Annotated in this window: 28 protein-coding genes; 15 read left to right on the top strand and 13 right to left on the bottom strand. The window is 65.4% G+C overall.

Features of this window, described 5'->3' with window-relative positions:
• Positions 1 to 6: 6 nt before the first annotated feature.
• Both HALKA_RS0111035 and HALKA_RS0111040 read right to left on the bottom strand, forming a co-directional pair.
• Positions 7 to 426, bottom strand: coding sequence for a hypothetical protein (locus tag HALKA_RS0111035; RefSeq protein WP_018258052.1), 420 nt, complete (start codon positions 424 to 426; stop codon positions 7 to 9).
• Between the two features lie 99 nt (positions 427 to 525).
• The gene (locus tag HALKA_RS0111040; protein ID WP_015764017.1) at positions 526 to 951 is read right to left on the bottom strand and encodes a bis(5'-nucleosyl)-tetraphosphatase; all 426 of its coding nucleotides are present in this window, start codon (positions 949 to 951) and stop codon (positions 526 to 528) included.
• A 225-nt stretch (positions 952 to 1,176) separates the two neighbouring features.
• On the opposite strand from HALKA_RS0111040, the gene HALKA_RS21415 reads away from it, so the two are divergent.
• The 3 genes from HALKA_RS21415 to HALKA_RS0111055 all read left to right on the top strand — a co-directional run bounded on the left by HALKA_RS21415 (position 1,177) and on the right by HALKA_RS0111055 (position 2,881).
• On the top strand, positions 1,177 to 1,338 hold the full coding sequence (locus HALKA_RS21415; protein WP_018258053.1) for a hypothetical protein: 162 nt from the start codon (positions 1,177 to 1,179) through the stop codon (positions 1,336 to 1,338).
• A gap of 53 nt (positions 1,339 to 1,391) precedes the next feature.
• Complete coding sequence (locus HALKA_RS0111050) at positions 1,392 to 1,718, top strand: uS10/mL48 family ribosomal protein (protein WP_018258054.1); 327 nt, start codon at positions 1,392 to 1,394, stop codon at positions 1,716 to 1,718.
• Positions 1,719 to 1,903: 185 nt separating this feature from the next.
• Entirely contained in the window at positions 1,904 to 2,881 is a 978-nt protein-coding gene (locus tag HALKA_RS0111055; protein WP_018258055.1) for an aldo/keto reductase, read from the top strand.
• 153 nt (positions 2,882 to 3,034) lie between these two features.
• On the opposite strand, the gene HALKA_RS0111060 is transcribed toward HALKA_RS0111055, so the two are convergent.
• Together HALKA_RS0111060 and HALKA_RS21420 are read right to left on the bottom strand one after the other, a co-directional pair.
• The gene (locus tag HALKA_RS0111060; RefSeq protein ID WP_018258056.1) at positions 3,035 to 3,454 is read right to left on the bottom strand and encodes a DUF371 domain-containing protein; all 420 of its coding nucleotides are present in this window, start codon (positions 3,452 to 3,454) and stop codon (positions 3,035 to 3,037) included.
• Positions 3,455 to 3,479: 25 nt separating this feature from the next.
• Complete coding sequence (locus tag HALKA_RS21420; protein ID WP_169333102.1) at positions 3,480 to 3,653, bottom strand: hypothetical protein; 174 nt, start codon at positions 3,651 to 3,653, stop codon at positions 3,480 to 3,482.
• 108 nt (positions 3,654 to 3,761) lie between these two features.
• Between HALKA_RS21420 and HALKA_RS0111070 the strand changes: the two genes are divergently transcribed.
• From HALKA_RS0111070 to HALKA_RS0111080, 3 genes are all read left to right on the top strand, one after another.
• Positions 3,762 to 5,591 carry a glycoside hydrolase family 2 protein gene (locus HALKA_RS0111070; RefSeq protein ID WP_018258058.1) on the top strand — a complete coding sequence of 610 codons (1,830 nt, stop codon included), beginning with the start codon at positions 3,762 to 3,764 and terminating at the stop codon, positions 5,589 to 5,591.
• Positions 5,592 to 5,845: 254 nt separating this feature from the next.
• Complete coding sequence (locus tag HALKA_RS0111075) at positions 5,846 to 6,736, top strand: coiled-coil protein (RefSeq protein WP_018258059.1); 891 nt, start codon at positions 5,846 to 5,848, stop codon at positions 6,734 to 6,736.
• Between the two features lie 91 nt (positions 6,737 to 6,827).
• The gene (locus tag HALKA_RS0111080; RefSeq protein WP_018258060.1) at positions 6,828 to 7,493 is read left to right on the top strand and encodes a LysE family translocator; all 666 of its coding nucleotides are present in this window, start codon (positions 6,828 to 6,830) and stop codon (positions 7,491 to 7,493) included.
• On the opposite strand, the gene HALKA_RS0111085 is transcribed toward HALKA_RS0111080, so the two are convergent.
• Complete coding sequence (locus tag HALKA_RS0111085) at positions 7,490 to 8,209, bottom strand: HD domain-containing protein (RefSeq protein WP_018258061.1); 720 nt, start codon at positions 8,207 to 8,209, stop codon at positions 7,490 to 7,492. The genes HALKA_RS0111080 and HALKA_RS0111085 overlap by 4 nt on opposite strands.
• Before the next feature lie 1,000 nt (positions 8,210 to 9,209).
• Between HALKA_RS0111085 and HALKA_RS0111090 the strand changes: the two genes are divergently transcribed.
• A complete protein-coding gene (locus tag HALKA_RS0111090) occupies positions 9,210 to 9,935 on the top strand; it encodes a GNAT family N-acetyltransferase (RefSeq protein WP_018258062.1) in 726 nt (241 codons plus the stop codon).
• A gap of 168 nt (positions 9,936 to 10,103) precedes the next feature.
• On the opposite strand, the gene HALKA_RS0111095 is transcribed toward HALKA_RS0111090, so the two are convergent.
• Positions 10,104 to 10,283: a hypothetical protein gene (locus HALKA_RS0111095; RefSeq protein ID WP_018258063.1), complete on the bottom strand. Its 180-nt coding sequence runs from the start codon at positions 10,281 to 10,283 to the stop codon at positions 10,104 to 10,106.
• A 114-nt stretch (positions 10,284 to 10,397) separates the two neighbouring features.
• Between HALKA_RS0111095 and HALKA_RS0111100 the strand changes: the two genes are divergently transcribed.
• Positions 10,398 to 10,814: a Rieske (2Fe-2S) protein gene (locus HALKA_RS0111100; protein WP_015764031.1), complete on the top strand. Its 417-nt coding sequence runs from the start codon at positions 10,398 to 10,400 to the stop codon at positions 10,812 to 10,814.
• A 45-nt stretch (positions 10,815 to 10,859) separates the two neighbouring features.
• Here the strand turns inward: HALKA_RS0111100 and HALKA_RS0111105 are convergent, their stop codons facing one another.
• Positions 10,860 to 11,150 carry a transcriptional regulator gene (locus tag HALKA_RS0111105; RefSeq protein WP_018258064.1) on the bottom strand — a complete coding sequence of 97 codons (291 nt, stop codon included), beginning with the start codon at positions 11,148 to 11,150 and terminating at the stop codon, positions 10,860 to 10,862.
• A gap of 100 nt (positions 11,151 to 11,250) precedes the next feature.
• Positions 11,251 to 11,886: an FAD-dependent oxidoreductase gene (locus HALKA_RS0111110; RefSeq protein WP_018258065.1), complete on the bottom strand. Its 636-nt coding sequence runs from the start codon at positions 11,884 to 11,886 to the stop codon at positions 11,251 to 11,253.
• A 178-nt stretch (positions 11,887 to 12,064) separates the two neighbouring features.
• Between HALKA_RS0111110 and HALKA_RS0111115 the strand changes: the two genes are divergently transcribed.
• The 6 genes from HALKA_RS0111115 to HALKA_RS0111140 all read left to right on the top strand — a co-directional run bounded on the left by HALKA_RS0111115 (position 12,065) and on the right by HALKA_RS0111140 (position 17,809).
• Complete coding sequence (locus tag HALKA_RS0111115) at positions 12,065 to 13,828, top strand: 2-oxoacid:acceptor oxidoreductase subunit alpha (RefSeq protein WP_018258066.1); 1,764 nt, start codon at positions 12,065 to 12,067, stop codon at positions 13,826 to 13,828.
• The gene (locus HALKA_RS0111120) at positions 13,825 to 14,688 is read left to right on the top strand and encodes a 2-oxoacid:ferredoxin oxidoreductase subunit beta (protein ID WP_018258067.1); all 864 of its coding nucleotides are present in this window, start codon (positions 13,825 to 13,827) and stop codon (positions 14,686 to 14,688) included. Before HALKA_RS0111115 ends, HALKA_RS0111120 begins: the two co-directional genes overlap by 4 nt.
• Positions 14,689 to 15,131: 443 nt before the next feature.
• Entirely contained in the window at positions 15,132 to 15,437 is a 306-nt protein-coding gene (locus tag HALKA_RS0111125; RefSeq protein WP_018258068.1) for a DUF7565 family protein, read from the top strand.
• 154 nt (positions 15,438 to 15,591) lie between these two features.
• The gene (locus HALKA_RS0111130; RefSeq protein ID WP_018258069.1) at positions 15,592 to 16,494 is read left to right on the top strand and encodes an ABC transporter permease subunit; all 903 of its coding nucleotides are present in this window, start codon (positions 15,592 to 15,594) and stop codon (positions 16,492 to 16,494) included.
• Positions 16,491 to 17,240: an ABC transporter ATP-binding protein gene (locus tag HALKA_RS0111135; RefSeq protein ID WP_018258070.1), complete on the top strand. Its 750-nt coding sequence runs from the start codon at positions 16,491 to 16,493 to the stop codon at positions 17,238 to 17,240. The genes HALKA_RS0111130 and HALKA_RS0111135 overlap by 4 nt, the downstream gene beginning before the upstream one ends.
• Positions 17,237 to 17,809, top strand: coding sequence for a DUF8130 domain-containing protein (locus HALKA_RS0111140; RefSeq protein WP_018258071.1), 573 nt, complete (start codon positions 17,237 to 17,239; stop codon positions 17,807 to 17,809). The genes HALKA_RS0111135 and HALKA_RS0111140 overlap by 4 nt, the downstream gene beginning before the upstream one ends.
• Positions 17,810 to 17,994: 185 nt before the next feature.
• Here HALKA_RS0111140 and HALKA_RS0111145 read toward each other — a convergent pair whose 3' ends face one another.
• The 5 genes from HALKA_RS0111145 to HALKA_RS0111165 form a co-directional block, all read right to left on the bottom strand.
• Positions 17,995 to 18,432 carry a transcription elongation factor Spt5 gene (locus HALKA_RS0111145; RefSeq protein ID WP_015763885.1) on the bottom strand — a complete coding sequence of 146 codons (438 nt, stop codon included), beginning with the start codon at positions 18,430 to 18,432 and terminating at the stop codon, positions 17,995 to 17,997.
• Positions 18,433 to 18,436: 4 nt separating this feature from the next.
• Positions 18,437 to 18,616, bottom strand: coding sequence for a protein translocase SEC61 complex subunit gamma (locus HALKA_RS0111150; protein WP_015763884.1), 180 nt, complete (start codon positions 18,614 to 18,616; stop codon positions 18,437 to 18,439).
• Between the two features lie 95 nt (positions 18,617 to 18,711).
• Positions 18,712 to 19,881 (bottom strand): cell division protein FtsZ, encoded by a 1,170-nt coding sequence (gene ftsZ / locus HALKA_RS0111155; RefSeq protein WP_018258072.1) that lies wholly within the window; start codon positions 19,879 to 19,881, stop codon positions 18,712 to 18,714.
• Between the two features lie 102 nt (positions 19,882 to 19,983).
• A complete protein-coding gene (locus HALKA_RS0111160) occupies positions 19,984 to 21,345 on the bottom strand; it encodes a D-aminoacyl-tRNA deacylase (RefSeq protein WP_018258073.1) in 1,362 nt (453 codons plus the stop codon).
• A complete protein-coding gene (locus HALKA_RS0111165) occupies positions 21,345 to 22,703 on the bottom strand; it encodes a calcium:cation antiporter family protein (protein ID WP_018258074.1) in 1,359 nt (452 codons plus the stop codon). Before HALKA_RS0111165 ends, HALKA_RS0111160 begins: the two co-directional genes overlap by 1 nt.
• 171 nt (positions 22,704 to 22,874) lie before the next feature.
• On the opposite strand from HALKA_RS0111165, the gene HALKA_RS0111170 reads away from it, so the two are divergent.
• Positions 22,875 to 23,672 (top strand): shikimate dehydrogenase, encoded by a 798-nt coding sequence (locus HALKA_RS0111170; RefSeq protein ID WP_018258075.1) that lies wholly within the window; start codon positions 22,875 to 22,877, stop codon positions 23,670 to 23,672.
• Positions 23,673 to 23,715 lie beyond the last annotated feature (43 nt).

The raw sequence follows: 23,715 nt of genomic DNA on the forward strand, positions 1-23,715 counted from the left end.
GACCGATCAGGAGTTGAGGACACTCCCGATCGCACCACCGATGGTGTATCCGATCGGCGACATGAACAGGAGGCCGATGAGATTGGAGAGCGCACCGATACCGCTCAGGAGTGCCATCCCGCCGGCCGCTTCGCCGGTCGCACCGCTTGCGGCACCCATGACGCCACTCAGGATGATCTGTCCAGGGATGAATACGACGTTGAACGCGACAGCTGCGATCATCCCTGTGACGAGCGCGAACTTGATCCCGCGTTTGACCTCCGAGAGTGACGTAAAGACGGCGACGACCGCCGCACCGAGGACGACCTCTTTGAAGAACGGTACGATTCGAATGAAGTTGATAATCGGAACGAACCCCATCACGAGAAGCGCGACGAAGATCGTGCCGATCGATTTCTTGACTTCGGAATCGTCGAAACCAAACATTCGTGCTTATCGCGTACAGCCCATCGTGTCTAAAAGATACCGCTAAGGAAATATGCGCCAGAGTGCAGGCGGTGGACCGGAACACGGTCCACACGCCGCTCACTCCGCTAGCTTCTCGTCGAGGAACTCGTGAGCCTGTTCGAGGATCTCACGAGGACCGTCCTGCGTGACGGTGTTGATCGCCTGCTCGTAGTCGCGCCACTGCAGGTCGCGGTGTTCGTTGGACAGCTCTGCCGATGCCTCGTAGGACTTCGCGACGAACAGATGTACCGTCTTGTGGATGGTGTTGCCGTTCGCCTCGAAGACGTAGTCGTAGTCTTCGCGAAAGCCATCTAACAGCCGGAAATCGCCGATTCCGGCTTCCTCTTTCACTTCGCGGATGGCGGTCTGTTGTAGCTCCTCGTCGCCTTCGACCCCGCCCTTGGGGAACTCCCAGTCACCGGGTCTGCTCTTGAGCAGCAGGTACTCCCGCCGGCCACGCGTGTCGCGAAAGAGGATGGCTCCCGCGCTCGTGGCCTCGATCATTAGCGTAGCTTAGACCGGCCCTACTTATGAGGATATCGGAGCGACGACGGCCGGGCGGACACCCGCAGCGGTCGCAAGCGTGCCGCCGTGCCGCGACTCGGTCCCTCTGTGCCGTCCGTGTGCAGCGTCGCCAGACCGAACTGGCGGCCCTCGTCACGACCGCGGGCCGACGGTCCCGACTGCGATGCGACACTGTTTTGATCGTGGTTTCGTATGCAAAAACGTATGCCGTACATGTCGGCCGACGACTTCTCGGTCCACGACGACGACTGCGAGAAACAGGAGAGCGACTGGATGCCGCTCTCGGACCTCCCCGACGAGGTCACGTCGATCGAGGATCTCGACTGCGAGTGCTGGGCGGACTACGAGTCGCTGTCGGAGATCTAGTCCGGTCCGAAAGCGAGCCCTTTTGAGCACGCTCGCCGACACAAACACCAGAGATGCCCTTCGTGACGAAACTCACACTGGAGAGCGGAGATCGACGGCGTCTGGACAGCGTCGTCGACGAGATCAAAGAACAGGCCGAACGGAAGGGTGTCGAGCTCAAGGGCCCACACCCGCAGCCACCGGACCACCTGCGCGTGCCACAGTCGAAGACGCTCGACCCGGCGGGCGGGCGCTTCGAGTCCTGGGACTACACCGTCTACACGCGCACGATCGAGATCGTCGACCACGAGGAGTTCGCCCGCGCGGTCGCGGGCCGAGAGTTCGACGACGGGATCCACGTCGCCGCCGAGGTCGAACAGCGCAGTCACCTGGGTTCCTGACGGGTCCAGACAGGAGAGACCACAGGCCCCGATCAGTGTTTTCCGGCTTGGACGTTCGTCACAGACGCACAGCCGGTAGTACCAGCGACGGCAGCCGTCACTGCCCCGAAGCCGGGACCACTGTCTGTCCGGCGCAGGCCGTCCAGACCACGATTTTTATGTGAGTGGAAAATCGTTCACAACACATGGAGTACACACGACTCGGTTCGACTGGGTTGCAGGTGTCACCGATCTGTTTCGGAACGTGGCGGTTCGGGCTGGAACACGAGGACAGCGGCGTCGTCGAGACCGACCGCGAGGACGCCCACGAACTGCTCGACGCCTTCGCAGCGCAGGGCGGGAACTTCATCGACACCGCCAACGGCTACGGGCAGGGCCGCAGCGAGACGTGGATCGGCGAGTGGCTCGAAGACCGGGACCGCGAGGACTTCGTCGTCGCCTCGAAGTGCTACTGGTCACAGGTCTCTCGGTTCCAGGAGAACCTCTCGAAGAAGAACGTCAAAGCGGAGGTCGAGGGCTCGCTCGACCGACTGGGCACCGACTACCTCGACATCCTCTACTGTCACCGCTTCGACGACGGGACGCCGCCAGAGCGCACGCTGCGCGCGCTGGACGACCTCGTCAGCCAGGGGAAAGTCCACTACGTCGGCATCTCGACGTGTGACGCCTGGAAGCTCACGAAGGCGCTGTGGGAGGCCGACGTGAACAACTACGAGGCCTTCACGGTCACTCAGCCCCAGTACTCTGCGACCTACCGCGAACCGGTGGCGGAGTACCTGGACGTGTGTGCCGATCAGGACCTCGCGGTCTGCCCGTACTCGCCGCTGCACGGCGGCTTCCTCACCGGCAAGTACGAGCGCGTCGGCGACGGCGAGGTCGAGGCCCCGGACGGTTCCCGCGGCGACATCGACGACCACTTCGAGGACTGGTACCTGACAGAACGGGCCTGGGACGTGCTCGACGAGGTCCTGGCCGTCGCCGACGAGGCCGACGCGACCCCGGCACAGGTCTCGCTGCGCTGGCTGATGGACCACGAGCGGTTCACCTGCGTTCCGATCATTGGTGCACGCACGGTCGACCAGCTCGACGAGAACCTCGGCGCGGTCGAGGTCGAGCTGTCCGACGACCAGTTCGCCCGGATCGACGACGCGATCGAGGTCTGAAGCGCCGCTATTCGACCGCTTGCGCAGGATCGACGACCTCGCCAGTGGACGATTCGACGCCGACTTGGTCACAGCTCTGCTAGCGGACTGGCGTCGGGATCGTCACTCATGGGCGTGTCTTGGGCCAGCCGGGATAAAGGCTCTCCAGTTCCGTCAGGGCCTCTCGACGGCGAGCGTGATCGTCGCGCCGGCACCGTCCGCGAGCGCGGCGACGAGCCCTCGATCGAGGTCGGTCGCGGCAGCGTCGGCCTCGACCATCACGGTCCGGTCGTCGACGTAGTCGCTGGTCCGACAGACGTGGCTCCGGTCGCTCTCGAAGGTCAGGTCGGGATGACCGCTGCCAGTGACGGTGTCGGTGTGCCCGCCGGCTTCGATCGTCATCGTGATCGTCGCCTCGTCGTCCCGGCAGGCCGCGACGAAGTCGGGGTCGAACTCGCTGGGCACTCGGTCGGCCTCGATACCGAGGATACAGTCCCCGGCGGGCGTGAGGAAGTCGTCGCTGGTCACTTCCAGCGTACTCTCGTGTTCGGCGCTGACGTGCTCGTGGCCGTGTGCGTGAACGACTTCGTCCATACGGACGCCTGCCGCCGCCCGTACTTCAGCGGGTCGACTCGGGCCGGGAGACGGCGATCGTCACCGCACCGCAGACACACTCGTAGGCCGACTGGCGACCGGCGGCCGTTTCGAAGACGATGGCGGGTTCCTCCGGCAGCGCTCGGTCACACTCCGGTGCCTCACAGGTGGCCGAACCGGTCGTGAGTTCCTCGATCATGGTCAGTCGTTCGGCCGACACCCACGTCAAGGTCCGGAAACCCCGGAGTGAAAGTGAAAGTGGTTGTCGAGGGTAAAGGATATGCCCACGGGGAACGCCCGATGATGCATGTCGCTGGAGTGGAGCGCTGGGGCGGTCGATCCGGGGGGAGATCCGCCGTCAGCCGAGACCTGGCAGCCGATCGACGTGCCCGGGCGACCGACCGAGTTCGTCGACGCCGAGGCCGTGGCCTACCGGGCGAGGTTCGACGACCCACGGGACCCAGACGAAGCATACGCTGTTCTGGTACTCGAGGGAGTCTACGCTCACGCGCGCGTGTGGCTCGACGGTGAACTGATCGCGGAACACGACGCGTACTTCGAGCCACTCCGAGTGCCCTTGCCCGTCGGCGAGGACAACGAGTTGCTCGTCGAGTGTCGCCGTCCCGAAGATCGGTTCGGCGGGATCTACGACACCGACCGCGTTCCGACCGCGTCGTCCGTGCCGGGAATCTGGTGGGACGCGCGCATCGAGACCCACCCGGACCCGTACGTCGCCGAGTTGAACGTTGCGCCCCGCGTCGACGGGGAGTCGGCCTCGGTCGCGGTCGAGGCGACGGTCGTCACCGACGAACCGCTCGACGACCGGCTGACACTCTCCTTGCGGCCGACCAGCGAGGTTCGGGGCGGAGGAATGATGAACAGAGCGCGGGTCGACACCGACGCCGGCCGAGCCACGGTCGCCCACGAGATCGACGTACGAGACCCCTCGCTGTGGTGGCCCCACGACGTGGGGAGCCAGCCGCGCTACGCCGTCCGGGCGAAGCTGGCCGACGACGAGCGGACGGTAGAGACCGGACTGCGGTCGGTGTCGTACGACGAGTCGGGACTGCTCGTCAACGGACAGCGCGTCCCGGCGCGGGGCGTCACTCTCGTCGACGGGACGGTCGAAGACGTTCGGCGGGCGGTCGACGCCAACGCGAACCTCGTTCGAGCCCACGCCCACGCGCTCTCGCCCGCAGTGTACGAGGCCTGTGACGAGCAGGGAGTGCTCGTCTGGCAGGACCTCCCGCTGACCGGACCCGGCGAATTCGACGTCGACCGCGCCGCGGCTCTACTGGAGCGGCTCGTGTGGTCGCGCCGTCGGCACCCGAGCCTCGCAGCGGTCAGCGTCCACGACGGGCCGGTCACAGACTACGCCGACGGGCTGGGTTCGGGACTGCTCGACCGAGTTCGGTTCCGCTGGCGGGCGTGGCGTGCCGACTACGACGGTGCGTCCGCGGGGCGGGTGGCCGACGGCATCACCGAGGTCCCGGCGTTCCCCGTCGTCGGGCCGGCGGGCATCGACCCCGACGCGGCGACGATGTATCCCGGCTGGACGTTCGGCGAGGCTCGCGACGCCGAGTGGCTCTGTGATCGCTACGGGCTCGGCACCGTGGTCGCGGCGTTCGGTGCCGGGGCGCTCGCGAACGGCGACGACGAGGCCACCGCCTTCGAGGGGGAACGCCGCGCTGCCCGCGTCGACGGCGGTGTCGACGACTCCCAGGCGATGCAGGCCAGCGTCGTCGGGACCGTCGCCGAGACGCTCCGCCGACGCGACGCCGACGTACTCGCCGTCGACACGCTCCGGGACGCCGACGGGGCCGGCATGGGCGTCCTCGCCGAGGACGGGACGCCCAAAGCCGCCTTCGAGCGACTCCAGAGCGCCTACGAGCCGACACAGGTCCTGCTGGCCGACCCGACGCCGGGCGACAGCGAGGTGGTACTGGTCCACGACCGGCCGACCGGCGGTCTCGCGACGGTCGAGTGGGACGTAGACGGCGACAGAGAGCAGACCGAAGTCGAGATCGAGGCCTGCGGTCGCCAGACGGTGACGACGATAGCGCCGCCGGCCGGCTCGGACGTGACCCTCGCGGTCGCGATCGACGACATGGTCGCACGGAACCGGTACACGGTTTAAGTTGACTGCGTTCCGTGTGAATGTCTCACAATTACCGTTCTGGGCCGTGTGACGGGCAACCACGGTAGTTGGTGTACCGGAATATTTAAACAACACCCACCCGAATGTGTAGCTACCAGAACGTCTTCGACGTTCAGGCAGTATCGCGTTACGCCCAGCATGACAGGGAACCCTGCTTATCGGAGACAGCCCATCATCGTTAGGGAGTCGACTGCCCAGCGTCGTGGCGGACATGGCATCGAGGATTAACAACAATGGTAGATTCGATAGATCAATCGAAGAACGTAGAACTCACAGAAGACGATCTCGAAAACAAGTCCAAAGGCGAGCTCATCAAGCTCGCGGGACAGCTTCGAGACCGACGAAACGAACTCAACCAGATGGCGTCCGAGCGCGCGTCCGACCGGGACGATCTCAACGCCAAGACGCGTGAGAAGGTCGACGAGGCCCAGGAACACCGCGAGGAGCGCGACGAGCTCAACGAAAAGGTTCAGGAACACAAAGAGAGCCGCAACGAGCTCAACGCCGAGGCCAACGAGCTGTTCGACAAGGTCGAGCAGCTGAAAAACGAGATGGAGCTCGACGAGGGCAAGTCCATCGATGAGCTCGAGTCCGAGATCGAGGACCTCGAATTCAAACAGCAGACGGAAGTCCTCTCCAGCGAGGACGAGCGCGAACTCATCGAGAAGATCGAGGAGAAGCGCGACAAGCTCGCCAGCAAGAAAGAGAAGCTCGACCAGACGGAGGACCTCGACGGCATCAAAGAGGAGGCCGAGGAGGTCCGATCGGAGGCCAGCCAGCACCACCAGAAGGTGACCGAGCTCGCCGACGAGGCCCAGAAGCACCACAACGAGATGATCGAGGCCTATCGCGAGGCCGACGACATCCGCGACGAGGCCGACGAGATGCACGAGAAGTTCGTGGAGGCCCAGGAAGCGGCCGACCAGCACCACGAGGACTTCGTGCGCGTCCAGAAGCGCCTGCGCGAACTGGACAAGAAGGAGGAAGCCGAGGAACGCTCGGCTCGCGAGGAAAAGCAGGAGGCCGCCCGCGAGGAGGCCGAAGAGATCTACCAGAAGTTCAAGGAAGGCGAGACCCTCGACACCGAGGACCTCATGAAGCTGCAGAAGGCCGGCAAGCTGTAAGTTCTCTCTCACTCTCTCCCGTTTACGCCCGTCCAGCAGTGCCGACGGTCGCGAACGACAGGATTACACCGGACAGAGACCAACGCCTCCCGTGGAACTGTTCGTGACACTGCTTGGCGGCGTCGTGTTCGGACTCGCGCTGGCGGCCCCACCGGGACCCATGAACGCCGTGATCGCCGAGGAGAGCGTCCTCCGAGGGTGGCATGCCGGCTTCCGGGCCGGCCTCGGCGCGATGATCGCCGACCTGGCCTTTCTGGGCCTCGCGATCGTCGGTCTGGTGACAGTCGTGCGCGACAACCCCAACGTGGAGACGGCGATGCTCGCGGTCGGCGGCCTGTTGATGCTGTACTTCGCGGTGGGTGCAATCGACGACGCACAGACGTTCGTCGGCGACGATTCGGGAGACGGAAACGGGTTCTGGAAGGCTTTCGTGCTGGCGCTGACGAACCCCTATCAGGTGGTGTTCTGGCTGACCGTCGGCGTCGGACTGCTGGAGCAGGGCCGACTGGACGTGCTGGCACCGCTTCCCGTCGTCGGCCCGTCACTGGCAGAGCAGGTCGTCGTCCAGACCGGCCATCCCGTCCTGCTGGTCGGGCTGTTCGCGGGCATCGTACTGTGGATCACGAGCTTTCCCGCGGCGCTCGTCGGGGCCCGAGAGCGTGTCGAGCGCCTCGCACCGGCGGTGGCGTGGCTCTCGGCGCTCGTGCTGGCAGGCTTCGGTGGCCTCTTTCTCGTCGAAGCCGTGGGTCGGCTCTAGTCGTCGCCGCCGACGCCGGTGGCCACGTCGCCGACGTGCGAGTCGTCGTCCATCTCGGCGACTTCCAGCTCCAGCCACTCCTGGAACCACTTGGCTCGTTTGAGCCGGCGGTGGACGATCGCTTCGGCGGTCTCGCTCTCGATGCGCTGGCGAGCGTCCTCGCCGCGTTCGATCACGCGGCCGACCATCTCGGCGGCGTCCATGTGCGAGCGCGACTCGTAGCCCATCCGCAGGAGCATCAGCGCCGTCCCGTTGGCACCGACCTTGTCGAGCACGTCGGCCTCGATGAGACACTGAGTCTCCAGCGGGAGGTCGGTCAGATCGTCCTGGTAGGAGTGGTCGCGGACGGCACTACACACCTGCTCGACGAACGAGTCCGGGTAGTCGCCGTGGCTCAGCAGGTACTCGCGGGCGATGGTCGCGCCGACCTCCGCGTGGACGTCCTGCTCGGCCTCCAGTTTCGCGATGTCGTGAAACAGCGCGGCCACGCGGGTCACGTCGACGTTCGCTCCTTCCTCGCGTGCGATCTCGACGGCGAGATCGACGACGTTCAGGATGTGGTTGAAGCGATACTCCGCGGAGTGCCACGGGTACCACCGCATTCGGCCGCCTTCCGCTTCGTTCTCGACGCTCGCGGCGAGATAGTCGTGGACGAAGTCCCGCATTGCCTCGAACTCGGCGTCCGAAACCGGTGATTCACGGATTTCGACGCCCACAGAAGCACCTCCGTCGTCGCAGTTCGGTATTCATCTTACGTACAAAAAGGTCCGTTCGACTCTTTAGCGTTACGACACCTCCAACGACTCGAAACGATCCCGAATTCCCCCACGAGCAGGCACCAGAAGCGCCACAGCGACACTCTCCGTGTCGGCCGGGGCGAAGAGAGGGACGAACGCGTGTCTCGATCGTGGTCGTTGAACGTCACGGCGCGTCCGACAGCGACTGGCCGAATGTTCACTGCTCCGTCCGTCGGCTGTCAGAGCCCTCGGCTGACACACGGTTAGAGAGCCGCAACACGAAAAGAGACAGGGGCGACAGATTAGTAGTGTTCAGAGAAGAGATCGAGAGTGGCATTGTGGAGGCACCGAAAGCCCTCGTACAGTTGCGGTCCCGGGACCCACGCTGCGCGCGCTCACTTTGCTCGCGTGCTTGTGGGGTCCGGGTTCCCGCAACTGCACTCGCCCTTTCATCCGCCAGGGTTTAGATGACCGAGCAGCCGAAACCTGCCGGATGAAAGGGCGAGGCGCGGTCGGCGGTTCTGCAGCGGCACTATTCGACTGGAAGGAGAATATCCGCTACAGAACCGCCGAGCGTACCGAGGGCTTTCGGTGTCTGCGGCTCTGCAAACACAGTTGCTAAACTGAACACCGCCGACAGATTCGACCGCGGTCGTGGTTGAGCGACGTGTGGAATGCGGTCGAGACCTGCCACCGAGAAGTACGCTCTGGAGCGTCGAATGCCAGATAAGGGTCGATGGTATCTTCTGTCACCGTTCGAGTTTTCGTTGCCGTATCGTACACCTCCAACAATAGAAGACAGGCATTCGGACAGTAATAAGCGTTTCTTCGGGAAAGAATAAAGTAGTAAATCACGGCCCCCACACCTCTAGGAGTTCTAGGGAACTGTGCGGGGAAAGCCGGTCGAAAACATACGACTCCACCAGAAGTAGTGTTGCTCATCTGAATTTTTATCCCACCGGAGCCCGAACGAGGACGTATGTCGATCAGAAGAGCGGCGTCCGCCGACAAGCCCGCGATCCGCGACGTTGCCCGACGATCGTTACAGGCGTCGTACTCGCTCGGACCGCACGCGATCACGAGTGCGATCGAGGAGTGGTACGGCGAGGAGCGACTCGACGAGACGCTGTCCGACGACGGTCGCGTGTTGCTCGTCGCCGTCGAAGACGAGCAGGTCGTCGGCTTCTCCGAAAGTACGCTGGCCGGCACAGAGATCGGGACGCTCCTCTGGTTGCACGTCGACCCGGCCTACCGGGGTCACGGCATCGCCTCGGAGCTGTTCGAGGCGACGAGGACGGAACTCGAATCGCTCGGTGCCGAGCGAATCCACGGACGCGTGCTCTCGGACAACGCGGACGGAAACGCGTTCTACCGTTCGAAGGGCTTCGAGCCTGCCGGCGAGGAGTCCGTCGAGATCGACGGGCGAACCTACGTCGAGCGACGCTACGTCGAAACCAGCCCGAGCGGTCGCGAGCCCATCGAGACCGACGGTACCACCGTGTTCGTCGACCACGACGCGACCGAGAACGGTTCCGTCGACGCCTTTCACGTGGTGTACCGAGACCAGGCGGGCGGCGATCCGTACGGGTACTACTGTGCGAACTGTAGCACGCTCGCGAACGCGATGGACGCGATGGGACGGATCGAGTGTGACAACTGCGGCAACGCCCGCAAGCCCACGCGCTGGGACGCCGCGTACCTCTAGGTGCGTCTCCTCGTACGGATGTCAAAGCGGCAGAGAGACGCCGTCACGGAGAGAGCCGAGAGAACGGGCGGCGATGGGGCCATCGACTCATACTACCGGCTGTAACTCTGTCACGGATTTCACCACCCCGGAGTGGCGAATATCCGAACGAAGTTACAGCCGGCAGTATCAGGAATCGGAGCCGCGGCCGTCCCGTGCTGGGCGTAACACGAGCGCGTAGTAGAGGACGAACACCGCGATCGCGATGGCGACGCCCAGAATCGTGTCCATCAGGACCGTTTCGAGCGACGAGTGCAACGCGACGGCTGAAGCGATCGTACCCCCGAGAACGAAGCTTCGGACGAACATGGGCGTAGTTCGAACCACCGTTATATAAACGGAGATCCCCGTTTTCAGTCGCTGGGAGAGGTCCGTACAGAATCGGGGCGTTGAAACGGACCTCCCTCCAACGGAGAGGCGAGCATGGACGCCGACCGACGTATCGTCGATACCGAGGCCGTTCCCGACGACGGTACCGTGCTGTTCACTATCGTCGACGGGAGCGAACGGAGAGAGGGGATCTTACTGCGACTGTCCGACGGCATCGTCGCCTTCGAGAACTACTGCCCACACTGGCGAGACGTGCGTCTCGACAAGGGTTCGGGGGCGACGCTACGGGGTGCCGAACTCGTCTGTGAGAAACACGGCGCGACCTTCGAGACCGACACTGGATACTGCAACTTCGGTCCCTGCGAGGGCGCGACACTCAGCGAGGTCGACGTGACCGTCGCGGACGGCGGCGTCTACCTCACCGAAGACGGCTGCGAGTTCGGCGGGCTGGGACCGGCCGACGACGGAGACCTGTCCTCGGGGAGCCGGATCGGCTTCTCGGGGAACTGAACACGGCACGCCGAGCAGTCTGTCGGAGCCCCGGTCCCGACAGCGTCACTCGACGCGATAGGCGGGTTCGGAGATCGCCTCGCTCTTGCACTCGGGGCACCTGCTGGGCCGATTTGTCAGGTCGTCGAAGTCGTCGAACCCACACTCCTCACAGGCCGGCGGTGCGACGAGTAACTGCTCGTCTGTCGACTCCAGCGAGCGAGCGATGTGTTCGACGTGATCGAGCGCGTCGCTGGTCGGTATTTCGAACTCGCGAGCGATCGCGCCCGCGGCGAGCGCCTCGGCCCGGAGTCGGTCGGCGATGCGCTGGCGCGTCGTCCGACTTGCCTCGCGCATGGTATCTTTTGGCACACTGTCGGTAAAATACTTTTTGCCTCCGGAATCGCCCGACGACGCTGTTCCCCGATACCCCAGCGGAGCACCCTGGGACTCCCAGCTACCCGAAGTTCTCGATCTTGGCGTCGTCGGTCGTCCCGCCGGCATCCTCGACGGCGGCCGTCGCCGCGTCGATGAAGTCGGCGAACCCGTAGACGAACAGCTGGCCGCCGTCTTCGAGCGCCGCGGCGGTGGCGTCGGTCAGATCCTCGTCGGCGTCCAGGAGTCGCACGAACGTACCGGCGTCGTCGAGAGCCGCCAGTCGCTCCTCGTGGACCGGCTCGTCGTCCCGGTAGACGATCGCCGCGTCGTTGCCTTCGGCCAGCGCGCGCTCGGCGATCCCGACGGCGGGGCCGACACCGGGACCACCGGCCAGCACGACCGCTCGTGACTCGTCCTCGTAGTAGTCACTGCCGAAGGGACCGGCCACGGTGACGGTGTCGCCGGCCGTCAGACCGCCCAGCAGCGGTCCGACCGTTCCGTCGGAATCGATCCCGACGGTGATCTCGAACGTCTCAGTCACCTCGGGCGAGGAGATCGTGTAGAATCGCGGTTCGGTCTCGCCGTCGACTTCGAAGGTGAGCTTGACGAACTGGCCGGGTCGAGCCGAGAACTCCGTCGGCGTCTCGATGTCGATCGCCACCGTGTCGGGGCCGACCGCTCGGACAGCCGCGACGCGACAGTCGGTGTCGTCCATGGGACCGCTTGGTGGATCGGCGGCAAGCCGGTTTCGGTCCCGGCGACGCACCGCGTGGCGAAAGTTGTGACTCGGAACCGGGTATATGTTCCCGCCGCCACGATCACCGAATCGCCCCACCCGATAGTCGACGGTTTACAGAAGGTTTTTCCTTTGGCGACGGGTACCCGAGGCTAGAATGCCCGAAGACCTCAACTGGGCCATCGGCGGCGAAGCCGGCGATGGAATCAACTCTACCGGGAAGATCTTCGCCCAGGCACTCTCGCGGGCAGGTCGGCACGTCTTCACGTCCAAGGACTTCGCGTCGCGTATCCGCGGTGGGTACACGGCCTACAAAGTCCGGACGGCTGTCGACCGCGTCGAGAGTGTCGTCGACAGACTGGACGTGCTGATCGCACTGACAGAACGCACCATCGACGAGAACATGAACGAGCTCCACGAGGGCTCGGTCATCATCTACGACGGGGAGCGGACGACGATGCAGAACGTCGAGATCCCCGAGGAGATGATCGGTCTCGAAGTGCCGCTCAAGCGACTCGCCGAGGAGGCCGGCGGCGCGATCATGGCCAACGTCGTCGCGCTCGGGGCCGCCTGTGAAGTGACCGGCTTCCCCATCGAGAACTTAGACGAGTCCCTGGAGAAGCGCTTCGGCGACAAAGGCGAGGCGATCGTCGAGAACAACAAGAAGGCCGCCCGCGCCGGCCAGGAGTTCGTCCAGGCGGAATACGACCACGACTACGGCTACTCGCTGGAGACGACCGACAACGATTACGTCCTGCTCAACGGCGACGAGGCCATCGGCATGGGCGCGATCGCCGCCGGCTGTCGGTTCTACTCCGGCTACCCGATCACGCCCGCGACGGACGTGATGGAGTACATGACCGGCCGCGTCGACCAGTTCGGCGGCAAGGTCGTTCAGGCCGAGGACGAACTCGCCGCGATCAACATGGCGCTCGGCGCTGCCCGTGCCGGCGCACGCGCGATGACGGCCACGTCCGGCCCCGGGATCGACCTGATGACCGAGACCTTCGGGCTCGTCGCGACCACCGAGACGCCGCTGGTGATCTGTGACGTGATGCGCTCCGGTCCCTCCACGGGGATGCCGACCAAGCAGGAACAGGGCGACCTCAACATGGCGCTGTACGGCGGCCACGGCGAGATTCCGCGGTTCGTCGTCACGCCGACGAACATCTCGGAGTGCTTCTGGAAGACCGTCGAGGCGTTCAACCTCGCCGAGAAGTACCAGACGCCGGTCTTTCTCGTGTCCGACCTCGCGCTGGCAGTGACCGAACAGACGTTCGCGCCCGAGACCTTCGACATGGACGAGGTCGAGATCGAGCGCGGGAAGGTCGTCGACGAGGACGACATCGATAGCTGGCAAAACGAGAAAGAGCAGTTCCAGCCACACTTCCCCGCCGCCGACGGTGTCTCGCCCCGTACCTTCCCCGGAACGAGCGGCGGCGCACACATGACGACCGGCCTCGAACACGACGCGCTCGGTCGCCGGACCGAAGACACCGAGGTCCGCGAGGACCAGGTCGAGAAGCGCGAACGCAAGGTCGAGACCGCCCGCGAACGGGAAGACTGGGACTACCGCGAGTTCGGCGATCCCGACGCCGACACCCTGGTCGTCTCGTGGGGCTCGAACGAGGGCGCGATGCGCGAAGGACTGGAGATGCTCGCCGAGGACGGCCTCGACGTGCGCTTCATCTCGGTGCCCTACATCTTCCCGCGGCCCGACCTCAGCGAGGAGATCGAGGCCGCAGAGCAGACGATCGTCGTCGAGTGTAACGCCACCGGGCAGTTCGCCGACGTGATCGAACACGACGTGCTCGAACGCGTCGACCGCGTCAACAAGTACGACGGCGTCCGCTTCAAGGCCGACGAACTGGCCGAAGAGATCAAAGACGCGGTCGCCGAGGAGACAGAGGTGTCAGCATGAGCTCAGACATTCGCTTTACCGACTTCAAGTCCGACAAGCAACCGACCTGGTGTCCCGGCTGCGGTGACTTCGGGACCATGAACGGCATGATGAAAGCGCTGGCCGAGACGGGCAACGACCCCGACAACACCTTCGTCGTGGCCGGGATCGGCTGTTCGGGCAAGATCGGAACGTACATGCACAGCTACGCGCTCCACGGCGTCCACGGGCGCGCGCTCCCGGTCGGCATCGGCGTCAAGCTCGCCAACCCCGACCTCGAAGTGATGGTCGCTGGCGGCGACGGCGACGGCTACTCCATCGGTGCCGGCCACTTCATCCACGCCGTCCGCCGGAACGTCGACATGACCTACGTGGTCATGGACAACCGGATCTACGGACTCACCAAGGGACAGGCCTCGCCGACTTCCCGCGAGGACTTCGAGACCTCGACCTCGCCGGACGGGCCGAACCAGCCACCGGTCAACCCCAAGGCGCTCGCCCTCTCCGCGGGCGCGACGTTCATCGCGCAGTCCTTTTCCTCGAACTCCCAGCGCCACGCCCAGCTGGTCCAGGAGGCAATCGAACACGACGGCTTCGGCTTCGTCAACGTCTACTCGCCGTGCGTGACGTTCAACGACGTGGACACCTACGACTACTTCCGCGACACTATCGTCGACCTCGAAGAGGAAGACCACGACCCGACCGACGCCGACCAGGCCAAGGACAAGATCCTCGACGGCGACAAGGAGTACATGGGCGTCCTCTACCGCGACGACGACTCCGTGCCCTTCGACGAGCGTGAAGGGTTCGACCAGAACATGAGCGAGATCCCGGACGGCGCACCCGACGGTGCGATGGATCTCGTCCGAGAGTTCTACTAACTCACCTCTTTGCTCGGCGGGTTCGAGTCGCGCCCTCGGCGCGCTCGAACTGCTCCCGTCGAAAACACGGGTGAAAAAGTCGACTTCATGGTTCAAGAGAGCGAAGCTCTCTTCTCATCACGAAAGGCGCTTCACGCCTTTCGAACGACTCCGTTCGGTCGAGTGAATCACGCTACTCTCCCTCTTATCTGAACACTACCCTCGGTCGTCGGCGGTGTTCAAATAAGCCGCTGCATTTTCTGAGTTGGAGACACCGAAAGCCCTCGGCCCGCTCCGGGGTTCTGTGGCGGATATCCTCACTCCGTTCGGATAGTGCCGCCGCAGAACCCCGGACCGCGCCTCGCCCTTTCGGTGCTTCAGACTGCCTGCACTGATCTCTTATCTGAACACGACCCGGCCGTCGGGGAGAACGCTTTTGACTCCGGCTCGCATCCCCTCGGACAATGCCACGCTGGGAGTGTGCGATCGACGCCGACGGCGAAGTCTTCGAACGCGTGGAGGACCTCATCGTCCACCAGTCTATCGAACACGAGCGGATCGCGTGTAAGGTCTGTGGGGCGGTGCTTCCCGACGGCTACTTCGCGATCCGTCACGCGTTCGACGAACACAGCCGCGCCGAGTACGTCCGAGCCTACGACGCCGACGCCTCCGAGGTCCGCCGGCGTGAGAACGTCAAGGAGAGCATCGAGGAGACCGCCGACATCAGAGAAGTCATCGACCGCCTCGAAGGCGACGAGAGTGCGCCGTAGCTGCGTGTCGCCGTTCTCGCAGCTCGTGACTGATACGGACGGTTGTAGGCGTTTACCCAGTCGACCGCACGACGGCGTGCGGTCGATCTGGTAAAGGCCTACAACTTTCCGTATGATAGGTAGTATTATCAGATGGCGAGACAGACCCCATCGTATGGCCCTCCCGCGATGGTTCCCGATCGCTCGCAACGAGGCGTCCGCGCTTCTCACCGCCAAAGGTCCCTGGTTACTGGCCCTCCTCCTCGTCGGCTGGGCGTACCGCCCGCAGTACCTCGCCTGGGACGAACTCGGGCGGAACATGACGGTCGCCTTCCTCCAGTCGGCTGGGAGCGTTCTCCTCCCACTGGGCGTGTTGCTGCTGAGCTACCGCGCGATCGTCGAGGAACGAGACACCGGCAGCCTGAAGTTCCTGCTGGGGCTGCCGGTGACCCGCACCGACATCCTCGTCGGGAAGGTCATCGGCCGGAGCGTCGGCCTCGCGGTCCCGGTCACCGTGGCCGCGATCGTCCTGGGGCTGCTCGGAGCCGTTCGCTTCGGGCTCTTCTCGCCGCTGCTCTTTCTCGGAGTCACGCTCGTCACGCTGCTGTACGTCCTCACACTCGTCTCCGTCGCCACGGCGGTGTCGGCGGTGACGACCAGCACGGTCCGCGCGACAGCGCTGGTCTTCGGCGGCTTCTATCTCCTGCTCACGGTCTTCTGGCAGCGCCTCGCGAGTGGCCCCGTCTACGGGGCACTCACCGGCAGCGCCGCCGATCCGTACGCCGCGCCGGCCGACGGACTCCTGTTCGTCTTGCTCCGTCTCACTCCGGAACGCGCCTACGGCGTCGTGACGAACTGGCTCCTCGGCGTCGGCAACTCCGGCGCGGGCTACAGCGTGGTCCTGACCAAGCTCCAGCCGGGAACGAACGTGAACGCGTTCGTCGTCGACGCGGCGTTCAGCCAGACCACGGCACCGGCCTTCCTCCACGAAGCGCTCGGGCTCGTCGTGCTGGTGGCCTGGTGTGTCGTGCCGTTGGCACTGGCTCGCTATCGCTTCGAACGGGGGGATCTCGCGTGACGCCGCCCGCTATCGAAACGGACGGCCTCACGAAGCAGTACGGCGACTCGACGGCGCTCTCAGAGCTGGATCTGACCGTCGAGCGAGGCGAGGTGTACGGCTTCCTCGGGCCCAACGGAGCCGGCAAGTCGACGACGATCAACCTCCTGTTGAACTACATCAAGCCCACCGCCGGCACGGCGCGGGTCCTCGGCCACGATCCGTGGAACGACGTGGTCGCCTGTCACCAGCGGGTCGGCATCTGCCCGGACCGGTTCGACACCTACGACGAGCGCTCGGCGCGACGCCACCTCGAACTCGTCATCGACACGAAGCGCGCCGACGACACGCCGCGACCGCTGCTCGAACGCGTCGGGCTGGTCGACGCGATCGACAAGCCCGCCGGTGAGTTCTCCCAGGGGATGGAACAGCGCCTGGCCCTCGCGATGAGTCTCGTCGGCGACCCCGACCTCCTCGTGCTCGACGAACCCTTCACCGGGCTCGATCCCCACGGGGCGTCCCTCGTTCGATCGGTCGTCGAAGCCGAATCCGAACGCGGCGCGACGGTGTTTTTCTCCAGTCACGTGCTCGGACAGGTCGAACTGGTCTGTGATCGCGTCGGCATCCTCCACCGGGGTCGACTCGTCGCCGAGGGTTCGCTGGCCGAACTCCGAGATCGATGTGATCTGTCGGCCGACGCGACCATCGAAGCGGTGTTTATGCAACTCACAGGCGACTCCGTTCGTACGGGGGAGGTGGACCGATGAACCGACGCCGCTATCTCGGCGTCGCCACCGCGGCCATGAGCGGGCTCGCGGGCTGTCTGGCCGACACGGAGTACGCCGTGAGCGCCGTCGCCGTCGACGACATCGCTGCCCCACTCGCACTCGACGTGACTCCCGTCGACCGGAGTGTGACGGTCGACAGCCCCGGCACGCTCGCGCTCCGGCTCCGGAACACCGGCGAGGACGCCATCGAGATTCGAACGACGGGCGTCTGGCCGTTCGGCATGCTCGGCCTGTCCCCACCCGGCGAACGCGGACCCGACGCGATCCTCCTGCTGTCGGACCAGTACGAGGAGACCGATCGGGTCGAAGTCACGACCAACAGCGCCCACCTCGACAACACCCCGCTCACGAACACGCTCGACGGCGGCGAGTCGGTCGGCGCACAGTACGAGATCCACGGCCAGCGAGTCGTCGACACCGGAACCCACACGCTCCGTGGCTACTTCGACGCCGTGCCCCTCTCCTATCGCGAGCCCGACGCCGACGAATGGACCCAGTACCATCCCGACGTGACCGTCGACCTCTCGAAGCGGTCGCTGCTACCGTAGCACTCCCGATCGGGACCGTCGGGCCTCCACCTTTTTCAGCGTCGGGTCCGCTCGCAGTGCTCGCGGATCACTCCTCCAAAATGTGGATCTCGCTTCGCTCGGTCGAGTGAATCGGCGACGGAGTCGCCGAATGCTGGCTTACGGTTCCTCCCCGTTCGTACGATTCGAGAACCGGTTCCCTCCGGTCACCGCTCTTCGCTGTCCAGCACCCGAATCTGGTCACCGCGGACGGTGACCGGAATCGGGACCGTCGCCTCGTACAGCTCGACGGTGACCTGATCTTTGCCCTCGTCGATGCGCTGGACCTGGGCCTTCTCGCCTTTGAACGGGCCGGCGATGAGTTCGACGATGTCGCCCTCGGCGATCCCTTCCACGTCGGGTTTCGGCGAGAGGAAGTGCTCGACCTCCGACATCGAGGACTCGCCGGGGACGACGCCGTTGGCGTGGGGGATCTCGTCTAAGATCCGCTCGAAGACGCTGGCGTCGTCGGCCTCGACCATGACGTAGCTGGTCAGCGAGTCCGGCGCGAGGGCGGCGTGGATCGACTCCTCCTCGCGGCTGATGATCATGTCTGCGACGGTGCGCTCCTGACTGGCCGTGGTTTTGACTGCGTAGATTCCCATAGTATCACGCTGGCGTAGAGCCGGGGACGACCGACATCAACACGAAGATGACGAATCCGATGAGTCCGACGAGTACGATGCCAGCCCCCGCGATGAGGGCGACCCTGGAGAACTCCTCCCAGGAGGGCGTGCTGGCGAGCTTGAGCACCCGCACGTACGAGGTGAGATCGTAGGGTACGTCCATGCCGACCGGTAGCCACCGGGGGCTTTTCTATATTGTGGTCGGCATTTCGTCGCGGCGTCGCCCGCGTGACGGACGACACCCCGGTCCGTCGGCGACTACTCGACGTAGTCGATGTCTTCGCCGAGTTGCTGGGCGGCCTTTTCACGTTCGGCCTCGCTCTGGCCGTAGATCTGCGGGCTCTCGACGCCGGTGACGACGATCATGGTCTCCATCTTCCCCTCGAACTCCTGGTTGACGCTCGCGCCCCAGATGATGCGAGCGTCGGGGTCGATCCGGTCGTAGATCTCCTCGACGACGCCCTCTGCCTCCTCGATGGACATGTCGGGGCCACCGACGACGTTGACCAGCGCGCTGTTGGCACCGTCGAACTCCACGTCCAGCAGCGGCGAGCGCAGGGCCGAGCGGATCGAGTCCTGGGCCTTGTTCTCGCTGTCGGACTCCCCGAGGCCGATCATCGCGACGCCGCCGTTCTCCATGATGGTGCGAACGTCGGCGAAGTCGACGTTGACGAGGCCGGGCTTGGTGATCAGTTCGGTCATCCCCTTGACCGAACGCATCAGCACGCGGTCACAGATCTTGAACGCGTCCTGCAGCGGCATCGAGGGCGCGTAGTCGAGCAGGCGGTCGTTGGGGACGACGATGACGGTGTCGGAGACGGCTCGGAGGCGTTCGAGGCCGGCGTCGGCGTTGGCGCGGCGTCGCTCGCCCTCTGCGGTGAACGGGATGGTGACGATCGAGATCGTCAGCGCGTCGGACTCCTGTGCGGCCTGTGCGACGACGGGGGCGGCACCGGTCCCGGTCCCGCCACCCAGTCCAGCGGTGACGAACACCATGTCGGAGCCGTCGATGGACTGCTGGATGTCTTCGATGTTCTCCTGGGCGGCCTCCTCGCCGATCTTCGGGACCGACCCGGCACCGCGGCCGCCGGTGCGCTTCTTCCCGATGAGGATCTTCGTGTCGGCCTTGACCTCGTCGGCGAGGTGCTGGGCGTCCGTGTTGGCGGCCACGAGCTTCGCGCCGTGGATCCCCTCCTCCATCATTCGGGTGACCGTGTTGCCGCCCGCGCCCCCACAGCCGACGACGGTGATCTTGGTTTCGAGGTCCTTGACCACGTCGGCCAGCTCGTCGTCCGTCATCGTCCCAGACGTGTTCGTGGCGTCTGGCGTGGTCGAACTCTGGTCCTGGTCGGGCCCCTCGGAAGCGGGATCGTCTCCCTCCCGCTCCTCCTCGGCCTCGTCGATTGCGTCGTCGATTATGGAGTCCATAATTTGAACGCCGATAACAAACGAGCGCTTATTAGTGTTCCCCTGCTGTCTGACGACTGGCTGACGTATCTCGACGGCGACGGCCAATTTCGGGCCGAACAGTTACGGAGACCGTACTTCTGCGAGTTCGAACTCGTCGACGCGCTCTCGGACGACGTCCGCGGGATCGACGGTCTCGCCGTCGACCTCGACCGAGCGGCCGGCCGATAGCTGTCCGAACTTCGGGCCTTCCGGAACGCCGTGCTCGCGGGCCAGCGACGGGTCGAAGGCGGTTTCGCGAGCCCGGAGACGGTCGCCGTCCCGAGCGACCTCGTCGTAGGACTGTGCCAGGACCGCGGTGACCCCCTCGACGATGGGCTCGCGGTCGTCGGGCGCTGGCAGCGCCACGGGGCCAACGACTTCGGTCCCGTTCTGTTCGGTGTCGAACGCCAGCGCCGTCCGGGCGACGACCGCTCGGGTCCGTTCCCGGTCGATCCCGATCGCCCTGGCCAGCAACTCCTCGGACGGATCCCAGACGACGAACTCGCCGTCGTGGTTTCTCGCGGGCTCGCCACACCGGAGGCCGTCGTCGATGGGTCCGATCGCGGCTTCCAGTCGGTCGACCAGTCCCAGCGAGACGCCGCTGGTCTCGCGGACCCACGTCTCGTCGACGACCCGATAGCCGAGGTCTTCGATCGTCTCGCGCAGTGCCGGCCGCTCGGCCTCCAGCAGTGCGTAGTCGGCACGGCTCTGCTCGAAGGCCCGCTCGATCACGTCCCGGTTGTCCCGGGGATCGCCCATCGCGTCCAGCGCCCAGTCGGCACCGACGTGGCCGATCGCCCAGTCGGTCTCGCGGCGGACGCGCTCGAACCTGGGCGCGTAGTGGCCGCCGCCAAAGCCCACGAGGTGGCGACGCGTTCCGTTCTCACGCGGCGTGTCGGGCTCGGTGTCTTCGAGCGCGAGGATCGCTCGCGCGACTGCCCGCGCGGCGTCGGCGTCGTCCCACTGGGGCTCGTCGCTCCCGACTTCGACGAACATCGAGGGAGCGCCGACGACGCTGGGGCCGTGGTGGGTCGCCTCCATCCCAACCTCGTAGCCCTCGGGCGCGAACGATTCGAGAGCCTCGACGACTCTGCGGTGTGCGTTCGGACAGGCACGGGCGAGGACGCCGTCCGCGCCGCCGAACTCCGCCGGCCCGAAGTTTCCCGTGTGGTGGGCGGTCAGGAGCGGCCCCGTCTCACCGGCGTGGCGCGACGCGAAGACGAGCAGGTCGGGGTCGTCGAAGGCCGTCGCGACCGATTCGAGGTCGAGGTGGATCGCGTCGAACGTTCGGAGTTCGATCCCGTCCCGACGGTAGACGGTGCCGCCACCGTCGCCGTCCGGCCGCTCCTCGTCGACGGTCTCCGTCCACTCGACAAGATCGAGCAGCCGTTCGCCCACGTGTTTGGAGGCCGAGTCCGACCGCGAAACGACGACGGCGAGCATCAGTCCGCGAACTCCTCGTGGACGGGCTCACGGTCTGTCGCGTCACGGACCGCGTCGGCGGTCAACCCGAACAGTAACTGCACCGACTGGCGACGCTTGACCAGCAGCGCCGTCCCGGCGACCAGGTAGACCGCGGTGTAGACCAACAGGAGTTCGTAGCTGTCGACGGGCAGAGCCAGCCATTCGCGGATCAGGACGAACTCCAAGATCACCTGCGAGACGAACAGGCCAAAGAGGACGAGCGCCTCGCGGATGCTGATCTCGAAGTTACTGAGGATCGCCAGCGCGAAGTACGACTGGGCGGCGGTGATCCAGATCTCGGCGGCCTGCTTCGCGTCGAATGGCAGGACACCGTAGGCACCGTACGAGAGCGAGAACACGACCGAGAGGGTCCCGATCAGCAGCGTCCACTGGTTGAGCTTCGAGGAGATCAGAGCGTTGAAACCGGCCGTCGAGCGTGCCTTGTTGACCAGCACCGCGACGACGATCAGCTCCGGCGACTCGCTGGCCAGTGGCGCGACCCACTGGATCATGAAGAACTGCGGGACGCCGTTGTCGATCCCGATCTGTTCGAGCCCGTGGGCGAACGGCTCGACGGCCGTGAAGATCACGACGCCGGAGTAGACGAACAGCACGATCACGGACAGAGGTCGCCACGGCAGCGGCCACTGCTGGAGGTATCTGGGGACGCCGACGTGTTCCTCGCCCTGTTCGATGTCGGATTTGAGGATCAACGCGATGTAGGCGACGTAGATCCCCACGAGGACGACCGTATCGAGGATGTCGATGCCGCCGCCCAGTGGCACCAGGAAGGCCCACGCCGTCGCCGCGAAGAGGAAGGTGATCTCGGTCGCGATGTCGGTGTCGAGCTGGACCGAGTCGCCGAGCCATCCCTCGCGGTCCTGGACGGCGGGATCTTTCGTCTCGAAGGCCCGCCAGACGGTGAACACGGCGATACCGGCCCAGCCGATTCCGATGAGGATGCGGTTCGCGCCGGTCATGTTGGCCACGGCGAGGTTGGCGTCGTGGCAGGCCCCGGTAAGCGCCGTCTCGCCGGCCTCGATAGCGGCCGGTGAGAGCGCGTTACAGGCTTCGGTCGTCGCGCCACCGGCACCGGCGTTCCAGGCGTACAGCGCGTCGACGGCGTACTCCGGTGCGACGGCGAGCACCGCGAGGACGGCGATCGCGAAGGCGCGCGGCACGTCTTTCTCCGCCGTCTCGGCACCCCAGGCCAGCAGGAAGGACGCACCGAGGACGGCGATCCCCGTCAGGGCGACCTCCGGAAGCGTTCCGAGGTGGACGACGCTGCCGGCGAGCAGACCGACACCGACCAGCGTGTTGTAGACGAACAGCACCATCCAGGGGGCTGTCAGCCCGGCTACGACTCCGATCTGCACCAGTGGATGACGAAGGCGGCTCACTACCACACCCCTGGACAGGTCCGTTCGAAAAGCTTGCGGAACGGCCGGCGAGTGGTCGCCGGTCGTCGCGACCGTATCTTTGATATTCACCGCGCGTGCCCAGGAGATATGGACGTGTTCGGTCTGATCGGGAACCCGGTCGGTCACTCGCTGTCGCCGCCGATGCACGAAGCGGCCTACGAACAGCTCGACATGGACGCTCGCTACGTCACCTTCGAACCGGACGAAGACGCGGCCGCAGCCGCCATCGAGAGCGCCCGGACGCTGGGAATCGTGGGTCTGAACGTCACGATCCCGTTCAAGCAGGCGGCCTTCGAGGCCGTCGATCCGGATCCGCTGGCCCGGCGGATCGGTGCGGTCAACACGGTCGACCTGACCGGCGACGAGCCACGCGGCTACAACACGGACGCCGTCGGTGCCGTGCGCGCGCTCCGCCGTCACGACGTGGCCCTCGACGGCACCGCAGTCGTGGTCGGCGCGGGCGGTGCCGGTCGGGCGGTCGCGTTCGGGCTGGCCGACAAGGGGATGTCCGTCCGGATCGCCAACCGGACCGTCGAGCGCGCTCACGACCTCGCCGCGGACGTGCCGGGGGCGACCGGCCACGCGCTCGACGAACTGCACGACACCGTCGCCGACGCGGACGTGCTGGTCAACTGTACCAGCGTCGGGATGGACGAGGACGCGACCCCGGTGCCGGCCGACGCCCTCCACGGCGATCTGTCCGTCCTCGATGCCGTCTATTCGCCGATCGAGACGCGACTGCTCCGGGACGCCGCCGCCGCCGGTGGGACGACCGTCGACGGCGCGTGGATGCTCCTGTTCCAGGGCGTCGAAGCCTTCGAGCGCTGGACCGGCCTGGATGCACCGGTCGATCACATGAACGACGCACTCCGCGATCGCCTGTGAGAAGGTTGCCACTAACCCGGAAGGTGTTAAGTGTCGGCGACCA

Source organism: Halomicrobium katesii DSM 19301, from assembly GCF_000379085.1.
In the GTDB taxonomy this organism is placed as follows: Archaea; Halobacteriota; Halobacteria; order Halobacteriales; family Haloarculaceae; genus Halomicrobium; species Halomicrobium katesii.

What these genes read in the sequence shown, in the direction of transcription:
- HALKA_RS0111035 (WP_018258052.1), bottom strand. Translation starts at nt 426, where the DNA reads ATGTTTGGTTTCGACGATTCCGAAGTCAAGAAATCGATCGGCACGATC.
- HALKA_RS0111040 (WP_015764017.1), bottom strand. Translation starts at nt 951, where the DNA reads ATGATCGAGGCCACGAGCGCGGGAGCCATCCTCTTTCGCGACACGCGT.
- HALKA_RS21415 (WP_018258053.1), top strand. Translation starts at nt 1,177, where the DNA reads ATGCCGTACATGTCGGCCGACGACTTCTCGGTCCACGACGACGACTGC.
- HALKA_RS0111050 (WP_018258054.1), top strand. Translation starts at nt 1,392, where the DNA reads ATGCCCTTCGTGACGAAACTCACACTGGAGAGCGGAGATCGACGGCGT.
- HALKA_RS0111055 (WP_018258055.1), top strand. Translation starts at nt 1,904, where the DNA reads ATGGAGTACACACGACTCGGTTCGACTGGGTTGCAGGTGTCACCGATC.
- HALKA_RS0111060 (WP_018258056.1), bottom strand. Translation starts at nt 3,454, where the DNA reads ATGGACGAAGTCGTTCACGCACACGGCCACGAGCACGTCAGCGCCGAA.
- HALKA_RS21420 (WP_169333102.1), bottom strand. Translation starts at nt 3,653, where the DNA reads ATGATCGAGGAACTCACGACCGGTTCGGCCACCTGTGAGGCACCGGAG.
- HALKA_RS0111070 (WP_018258058.1), top strand. Translation starts at nt 3,762, where the DNA reads ATGTCGCTGGAGTGGAGCGCTGGGGCGGTCGATCCGGGGGGAGATCCG.
- HALKA_RS0111075 (WP_018258059.1), top strand. Translation starts at nt 5,846, where the DNA reads ATGGTAGATTCGATAGATCAATCGAAGAACGTAGAACTCACAGAAGAC.
- HALKA_RS0111090 (WP_018258062.1), top strand. Translation starts at nt 9,210, where the DNA reads ATGTCGATCAGAAGAGCGGCGTCCGCCGACAAGCCCGCGATCCGCGAC.
- HALKA_RS0111095 (WP_018258063.1), bottom strand. Translation starts at nt 10,283, where the DNA reads ATGTTCGTCCGAAGCTTCGTTCTCGGGGGTACGATCGCTTCAGCCGTC.
- HALKA_RS0111100 (WP_015764031.1), top strand. Translation starts at nt 10,398, where the DNA reads ATGGACGCCGACCGACGTATCGTCGATACCGAGGCCGTTCCCGACGAC.
- HALKA_RS0111105 (WP_018258064.1), bottom strand. Translation starts at nt 11,150, where the DNA reads ATGCGCGAGGCAAGTCGGACGACGCGCCAGCGCATCGCCGACCGACTC.
- HALKA_RS0111110 (WP_018258065.1), bottom strand. Translation starts at nt 11,886, where the DNA reads ATGGACGACACCGACTGTCGCGTCGCGGCTGTCCGAGCGGTCGGCCCC.
- HALKA_RS0111115 (WP_018258066.1), top strand. Translation starts at nt 12,065, where the DNA reads ATGCCCGAAGACCTCAACTGGGCCATCGGCGGCGAAGCCGGCGATGGA.
- HALKA_RS0111120 (WP_018258067.1), top strand. Translation starts at nt 13,825, where the DNA reads ATGAGCTCAGACATTCGCTTTACCGACTTCAAGTCCGACAAGCAACCG.
- HALKA_RS0111125 (WP_018258068.1), top strand. Translation starts at nt 15,132, where the DNA reads ATGCCACGCTGGGAGTGTGCGATCGACGCCGACGGCGAAGTCTTCGAA.
- HALKA_RS0111130 (WP_018258069.1), top strand. Translation starts at nt 15,592, where the DNA reads ATGGCCCTCCCGCGATGGTTCCCGATCGCTCGCAACGAGGCGTCCGCG.
- HALKA_RS0111140 (WP_018258071.1), top strand. Translation starts at nt 17,237, where the DNA reads ATGAACCGACGCCGCTATCTCGGCGTCGCCACCGCGGCCATGAGCGGG.
- HALKA_RS0111145 (WP_015763885.1), bottom strand. Translation starts at nt 18,432, where the DNA reads ATGGGAATCTACGCAGTCAAAACCACGGCCAGTCAGGAGCGCACCGTC.
- HALKA_RS0111150 (WP_015763884.1), bottom strand. Translation starts at nt 18,616, where the DNA reads ATGGACGTACCCTACGATCTCACCTCGTACGTGCGGGTGCTCAAGCTC.
- ftsZ (WP_018258072.1), bottom strand. Translation starts at nt 19,881, where the DNA reads ATGGACTCCATAATCGACGACGCAATCGACGAGGCCGAGGAGGAGCGG.
- HALKA_RS0111160 (WP_018258073.1), bottom strand. Translation starts at nt 21,345, where the DNA reads ATGCTCGCCGTCGTCGTTTCGCGGTCGGACTCGGCCTCCAAACACGTG.
- HALKA_RS0111165 (WP_018258074.1), bottom strand. Translation starts at nt 22,703, where the DNA reads ATGGTGCTGTTCGTCTACAACACGCTGGTCGGTGTCGGTCTGCTCGCC.
- HALKA_RS0111170 (WP_018258075.1), top strand. Translation starts at nt 22,875, where the DNA reads ATGGACGTGTTCGGTCTGATCGGGAACCCGGTCGGTCACTCGCTGTCG.